Raw genomic sequence first — 6,832 nt, forward strand, 5'->3', positions numbered from 1 at the left:
ACAAATCCTGACAGAGCTCCTGCAGGCGCTCATGCAGACCGAGGGCATCGAGGACATCATGACGACGGACCAGTTCAAACCGACGTTCCTCGAGACGGCGGAACATGTCGTCCAGGAACGCATCGAGTATCGAAAACAGAAGAAGGACACACTAACTTTTGAGAGAGGATGAACCCCATGCGACCACTTGATTGCCCTTTCACGATAGGACAACTGTTGACGCTTTACAACTCGAGCGTGAGTTGCACAAATTTTTTAAAGAATTTAATGTCCTAAAAAAACCTTGAAAAGCAGTTAGCTTTCCGAGGTTTCGAGATTATTTTGCTTCAAGTCCAGTATGCTTTTAAACTTATTTACTTCCAGTTCTCTAACGTCCAGCCTTCTGAGACTCGCTCGACTAATAGCGGATAACTCCATGTATCCCAAGGAGATAACTGGATTTGTTCTTCTGTTAACTCATAGACCACATCGTTATACCAAGTGACATAATCTACGATGTGCCACCCAATAAGATTCCCCTCGTCATCTGTTATCTCTGTTCTAAATTTTCGAGGGATTTTAAAGTCCGGAGGTATGTCATAGTTCGAAATGGCTTCAATGATCTTTTGTCTTTTAGCCGGTTTGAGTGAACAATGTAATAGATACGCTTCTTTCCCCGAGACTATTTCTTTAAGGTTTTCTGGAGGTTTTTCATATACACCGGGCAATATTCTTACCAACTCGCCTATCGTTTTATCTTCATGAACATATTGAAGATAAGCCTCCCCGTTAGGCGTGTTAATCTTAAACACATCACCGATTTTTATTCTTGTCACCCTGATCACTTCCTATAATCGATAGATTTCAATAATTGGTATCTTTTCTTTCGGGACTCAATCGACCCATCTAAAGGATTCCCTTAAGTACCTAATTTAAGACTGTTTCCTGGCTGCCTATGATTTCGTTTTGGCAGTTAAATTCATATGCTTTGTCTATCTCGGTCCAGGCCATCGACCATATCGTAGCCGGACACAAACAACTGGCCGACAAGAAGTGGGACATGTAGCTCCTCACCCGCTCAATCGGCACACAAATCTCACATCGTATCGAGAGGACATCATGACGGACTAGTTCAAGCCGACATTCCTAAAGACGGGGAACGTGTCGTCCAGGAACGCATCGAGCACCAAAACAAAAAAACATACTAGCTTTTCAGAGAGGATGAACTTCATGCGACCACTAGAACGCCCCTTCACGATGGGACAACTGTTGACGCTTCAATCCGATACCGTCACGGTCCTCATCTATGGAAAACGGTATGACATCTCGATATCCATATCTGAGTATCAGCTTTTAACCGCCATCTCGCAAGACGAAATCGTCATACTTCCCGTCAATTTCGAACGGACGCGGCTGTTACTCGACATTTCGGAATCGTCGCCACAACTCGAACGTGAACTGAATGAATTTGCGGATAGTGATGAATCTGTCACCGACTTGTTGAAGGAAGGAGTCTGAAACGATGGCCAAGATGAAGACGAACGAAGAACGAAAGGCCGAGCTCGAGGCCTTGACGGAACAGATGGGAAAACAGATCGACAGCTACTTCGAGAGTCCAGAGAAAATCCGGGAACATCTACAGTTCCTCGGCAAGTTCCATCAATACTCGATGCGGAACGCGGTCTTAATTGAGTCCCAGTTCCCCGGCGCGGTCGCGGTCGGCTCTTATCCGTTCTGGGAGAAGCAAGGCGCACAGGTCCAAAAAGGTGAGCGGGGTATCAAGGTGTTCGTCCCGAACCCGGTGACGTACGCCCTGCACAAAGACGAATGGGTACCGCTCAGCAAGGCACCGAAGCCGGTCAAGGATGGTGTGAAACAAGGAAGAATCCCGTCACGCAAAATGATGTATTTCAAAATTGGTCACGTGTTCGAGTATACGCAGACCGACGCGCGCGAGAAAGGAATCGAGGTCTCGGACATCTTCAAACGGTATCACCGGGACGGCGGGTTGGAGAACGAACAAGACATCCGTGACGCCTTGACGACGCTCGCGGATGCCCGGAATGTGACGCTCTTGGAGGAACCGCTCGACGAGATCGGGACGGCGAAGGGCTGTTACTATCCGGAGCTACATGCGATTGCCTTGAACCCGCGGAACTCATCGATCGAGGACATCACGGTTCTGATCCATGAGCTCGCCCATGCGGAGCTGCACAATCAGGAACGGAACCTCGAACGAGACAAACCGCTCACTGCACCCGAGAAGGAGTTCCAAGCCGAGATGGTCGCTTATGTCGTCTCACATCAACTCGGGTTCCCGACGGACGACTTTTCGCTCTCCTATCTGGCCGGTTGGACGAAAGAGAAGGAGCTCCTCGACAAGGAACAGCTGTTGCAGGAGGTCCATCAGACGTCCGCGACCTTCCTTGACCATATCGAGTCACACTTAGAAAAGGTACACACCTTGGAGCAAGAGAAAGAACAGAGTCCACTCGAGTATATCGAGCAACTGAATCAGCGTATGGGATGGAAAGACGCTGACCTCAGTCTTTATGAACGGTTGCATGTCGTACAAAGTGTGTCTCCCGAGGAGGTGGAGCCCTATCTGAACGCAAAAGCGACCCTCGAGACGAACCTGAAGGTGGATCATGTCGATGAGCCGCTCATGTATATTCATGGTAAGGGATTCGGATTCCAGTCATTCGGTTTCGCCAACAATCACGACTTCGATGAAGACACCATTATCGCCTATACGGTGGCCTTACCGAATCAGCCGTTGATTAGTGGTCACTTCGACCCTGAAAGAACTGTGCATCCTCTTCACGACTTGGAAAAAAACAATAAAGTTGAAAAGGCACTCCTCAAAAATCTTGAAGAGCGTTGGCATGACGTTTTGCTTGAAGAAGAAAAAAAATCTCTACCAATAACCGCTCTGTTGAATATTGAACGATTAATATAAATAGTGGCAGATGAAGAATATTTACACTAAATACTCACAAAGCATTAGTTTTGCTTTTGAGATTAGGCTAGGCCCGTTAACCTTTGGACAAAAACAAAGTATGTCCCGAAAGGGCAACTGTCTCGACAATGCGGCCGTCGAGAGCTTCTTCGCCGTGCTCAAGTCCGAGCTCCTTTATCTCAGGAAGTTTGAGGACATGGCTCATTTCAAACAGGAGCTCGAGCGCTACATTGAGTACTACAATCATCGTCGCATCAAGAAACGACTAAAGAACCTGAGCCCGGTGGAATACCGGACCCAGGTTCTCGAAGTCGCCTGACTAATTATTTAGTGTCTACTACTCAGGGTACAGTTTAAATTTGATTAATTAGTTTATTTTTTTATCACTATAATTAAAAAAGGAGACCAGTCACGTAATTTTGGTGACCAGCCCCCTCTCTGATTATTTGAGAATATTTTTCCACTTTAGGTACTTCTTCTTTTCAACATAGATACCACCAATCTCATCATCTATGAAAAAGTTGATACTCGAATCAAGTGGTATCGGGTCTAAATTCGAATATACTCTATCTATTTTTCCTAGACCCTCTTCAATATACTCCTTAGCTTTGTCATTCTTTCCTCTCTCTAAGTAAAACGTAGCTAAATCAAAATAAGGATTAATAAACTCTGGGTAATTCTCAATAGCATTTAAAAGGTAATATTGATATAGTCTATTGTCAACGTTCCAGTAACTTTTAGCCAAAGTTATAGACAAGACAGCTTTTGACTTGAAGTCCATGACTGAAAAAAAATTACTAATTTCTTTTCGATCAGAGTCATTTAATCCACTCAAAAAAATCTCTTTAAAGTACATCTTCAATGCGTAATAAATATGGTTAGCCGGAAACAACGTGTAAGCTTTTTCAAGATACTTTGTAGCGCTCTCATAGTCCTCCAATGGAGTCATTAACTCTATGGAAATCAACAAATCCCATAATTGTTTACAATGTGGGTTATTTTCAATCATCAAGATACATTTTTCTTCTGCGGCTTCAATTTCTTGTAATGAAATCAATTTTTGAATTTCATTAATCTCTAAATTCAAATTCATCTTCCCTTCCTTTCTAAGCAACAGAGTTGTTTAAATTACATACGGATTAGGTTTCCTATTGCTCTTCCAGAATGACCTCTAAACATGTTAACATTTTTTACTACTCCATTAGGTAGTACATAGAAACGTATTGTTACCTTATGTCCATTTATATAAGTTCTAATTTCGTTAGAACCTACTTTGACTCTACGTGCTTTTTTTATTATATCTATAGATTTATTAAATATTGCCTTTTGGCTACTGCCAAGCCTCATTATCCCGCCATTGATATGTTTAGTAGAAAACATATGGTTTTTTACATTGTTGTATAAGTTTTTAGAAAATCTGAGATGATAAAAACCTTGATACAGTTTAGCTGTGTTAGGGTAATAACCTCCTCCACCGCCTCTGTATGCATTTGATCCGTACCCCATTTTATCATGTTGCCACATTAATCCATCGGGATCTATACGGATAATAGGGTTATTCATCACATAACTATATCCATTTGCCATTTCAATTGATTCGTCACTGTCCAATAAAGGATCAACTGAAAGGAAGACAGCATTTTCTGGATTGTAATAGCGCGCCATCAAATAATAAAGCGCCAAATCTTCGTCGTAATAGTATGACGCATAACGAATTGGTTGACCTGTCAGCTTTGGATCTACGGTGTCCGTCGGGAGCGGTTTGCCCCACGTGTCATAGGTGTATTTGGCAGCAACTTTCCCATCCATATCCGTGATTGCTACAATATCTCCGCGGTAATTTCGTTGATAATTGTACCATGTTCCGTTTGTTTTGAGTCCGACAAGGATATGGTCCGCGTTATAGACGTACTCCCGAATCGGTTTTCCAGCCGTATCTGTCTCGGCCATCAATCGGTTCGAGTCTCCGTCGTAATGGAAGCGGATCGTACCGCTCGGTCCAGTCTTTTGAATGCGACGCCCTTGTTCGTCGTACATGAACTGCCATTTCTTTGTGCCGTTGACTTCTTCGATCGCAGTCAGTTTCCCCAGACCGTCCCATGAATATTTCAGACGTCCGTCATTGATCCGGTTCCCGTCTGCATCATACGCAATGGCTTGACTCTTGAACTTCGTCATCCGGTTGGAATCATCAAATTCAGCTATGACTTGGTTATTGATATGCGTGCGGTTCCCACGTTTGTCATACGCATAGCTGACTGTCTGTCCGTCAAGGATCTTCTCTTCAATCAATTGATTCATCGCATCATAGGAGTAACTTGCAGTTTTCCCGTCTTTTTTAAGGACTGAAAGGTTTCCATATTGATCGTAACTATATCGCTCAAATGCAATCTGTTTGTCACCAGCAGAGGCGGACCAGGCTGACACTGCCCCGGTCTCATCGAACTCGACCAATGACTCCCCGCCTTGTCCCGGCATGGTGATCTGAGTCGTCTTGCCATTCTCATTGTGACGGAAAGCCCAATGTTGACTATCGACAGTTACTCCATGGTTCCGTTTGGCGACATCATAAGTGAATTCACGTTTCGTTCCCGCTAACGTGATGGAGAGCGGAAGCTCGGTTCCGACACCGTTGACATCTTGGTAATCCCATGACTGAAGGACCTGGTGATAATCCGTCAGCTTCAACACACGACCTTTACCTGCATCTTTCGTATCATATTCGTATTTCTTTAGTTTCGCACTGTCGTTCCCCATTTGAATGGAAACAAGGTCGCCCGAGGTCGCATCATAGCCATATTTGAATCGTGTTGCATTGGATTCTTTTAGCTCGGTAATTTTTCCCTCATCGTCATAGACCTTTCCGAGTCTTTTTCCGGATGGCAAGATGGTTTCTTTTAAGTTGCCCGTATGGGGCTCATAAACATATTGAGAGCGTTGTCCCCCTGGACGGTCCACAGAAGTGATACGACCTTTTGCATACGTGTATGAAGTGATTTTTCCATCAAACGTTTTTTGTGTGACTTGTCCTTTCTTGTCATAAACATAGGAAATGACAGTCCCGCTCTCCGCGGTCGTCGTCGTCAAACGGCCTAGTAGATCATAGGTGTTCGTCCGTGTACGATTCCCTTGATCGACGGTTAAAACATTTCCGAACGCGTCGACCGTATTGGTCACTGGAAGTTTCGTCAGCCCGGCGTCTTTTAAAACGTGGTTTCCTTGCTTGTCATATGTCGAGTCAGACACGACTCGTCCGATAGATGCCCGGACCGCATCGATAAGAATGGTGCCAGTCGAACCGTTCTTGATGGTGAGATCGACTTTCACGAGTTTTTTGTTCTGATCTGACGTCAATTGAATCGTCTGACGTTGCCATGTCGTGTCATTGTCTTTTCCGGTATAGTCTAGCGCATGGAATGTGGCTGTTTTCTGTACCGTCGTTCCGTCCTCATATGTCGCTTCCACATTTAGTGAATCTGTTTTCGAGGCCTTTTGTGCCAGGGCACTCACATAGAACGGTTTTGCTATCGATTGGTTAACAAAACGTGCATTACAACACCGACAACATCCACGTCCATGTCGCCATCGTCGAGACGAGTCACATGCGCGAGCGCGGTAAACGAAAACCAAAATCGATCGAGCTGATGAAGTCGAAGGTCATCCACTCTCTCGCCGACCGGACAAAAGAACAGGAGAAACTGAACGCGTTCATAAGAAACGAGTTGGTCGCCCATAAACGGAACCGGAAGATCCAAACGCTCCCGAACCGTGTCCTGCGTCCCGAGCTCGTCCGTCAATTCAAGGACATCTATGAACGGTTGCCGGAAGATAAACGACAATGGCGCTACAACATGAACGGGATGCAGCCACTCCGTGAATCGCTCGACCGTCTGA

The 6,832-nt window shown here is 44.9% G+C and carries 6 protein-coding genes and 1 pseudogene; 4 read left to right on the forward strand and 3 right to left on the reverse strand.

The window, feature by feature from the left end:
* Positions 1 to 353: 353 nt before the first annotated feature.
* Positions 354 to 815 carry a hypothetical protein gene (locus tag EVJ30_RS14635; RefSeq protein ID WP_131469548.1) on the reverse strand — a complete coding sequence of 154 codons (462 nt, stop codon included), beginning with the start codon at positions 813 to 815 and terminating at the stop codon, positions 354 to 356.
* Positions 816 to 1,209: 394 nt separating this feature from the next.
* Here EVJ30_RS14635 and EVJ30_RS14640 point away from each other — a divergent pair, with 394 nt between their 5' ends.
* From EVJ30_RS14640 to EVJ30_RS14650, 3 genes and pseudogenes are all read left to right on the forward strand, one after another.
* Complete coding sequence (locus EVJ30_RS14640; RefSeq protein ID WP_131469549.1) at positions 1,210 to 1,497, forward strand: hypothetical protein; 288 nt, start codon at positions 1,210 to 1,212, stop codon at positions 1,495 to 1,497.
* A gap of 4 nt (positions 1,498 to 1,501) precedes the next feature.
* Positions 1,502 to 2,938 (forward strand): ImmA/IrrE family metallo-endopeptidase, encoded by a 1,437-nt coding sequence (locus tag EVJ30_RS14645; RefSeq protein ID WP_131469550.1) that lies wholly within the window; start codon positions 1,502 to 1,504, stop codon positions 2,936 to 2,938.
* A gap of 94 nt (positions 2,939 to 3,032) precedes the next feature.
* Positions 3,033 to 3,257 (forward strand): annotated as a pseudogene (locus EVJ30_RS14650) (transposase); the annotation flags it as partial.
* 123 nt (positions 3,258 to 3,380) lie between these two features.
* On the opposite strand, the gene EVJ30_RS14655 reads toward EVJ30_RS14650, so the two are convergent.
* Together EVJ30_RS14655 and EVJ30_RS14660 are read right to left on the reverse strand one after the other, a co-directional pair.
* Positions 3,381 to 4,031, reverse strand: coding sequence for a tetratricopeptide repeat protein (locus EVJ30_RS14655; RefSeq protein WP_131469551.1), 651 nt, complete (start codon positions 4,029 to 4,031; stop codon positions 3,381 to 3,383).
* Positions 4,032 to 4,066: 35 nt separating this feature from the next.
* Complete coding sequence (locus EVJ30_RS14660; RefSeq protein ID WP_131469552.1) at positions 4,067 to 6,403, reverse strand: RHS repeat domain-containing protein; 2,337 nt, start codon at positions 6,401 to 6,403, stop codon at positions 4,067 to 4,069.
* An 80-nt stretch (positions 6,404 to 6,483) separates the two neighbouring features.
* Here EVJ30_RS14660 and mobL point away from each other — a divergent pair.
* Positions 6,484 to 6,832: relaxase MobL (gene mobL, locus EVJ30_RS14665; protein WP_236636108.1), on the forward strand; the 349-nt coding region annotated here is incomplete at its 3' end.

The organism is Exiguobacterium sp. SH5S13, assembly GCF_004337085.1.
Classification (GTDB): Bacteria; Bacillota; Bacilli; order Exiguobacteriales; family Exiguobacteriaceae; genus Exiguobacterium; species Exiguobacterium aurantiacum_A.

What these genes read in the sequence shown, in the direction of transcription:
- EVJ30_RS14640 (WP_131469549.1), top strand. Translation starts at nt 1,210, where the DNA reads ATGCGACCACTAGAACGCCCCTTCACGATGGGACAACTGTTGACGCTT.
- EVJ30_RS14645 (WP_131469550.1), top strand. Translation starts at nt 1,502, where the DNA reads ATGGCCAAGATGAAGACGAACGAAGAACGAAAGGCCGAGCTCGAGGCC.
- EVJ30_RS14655 (WP_131469551.1), bottom strand. Translation starts at nt 4,031, where the DNA reads ATGAATTTGAATTTAGAGATTAATGAAATTCAAAAATTGATTTCATTA.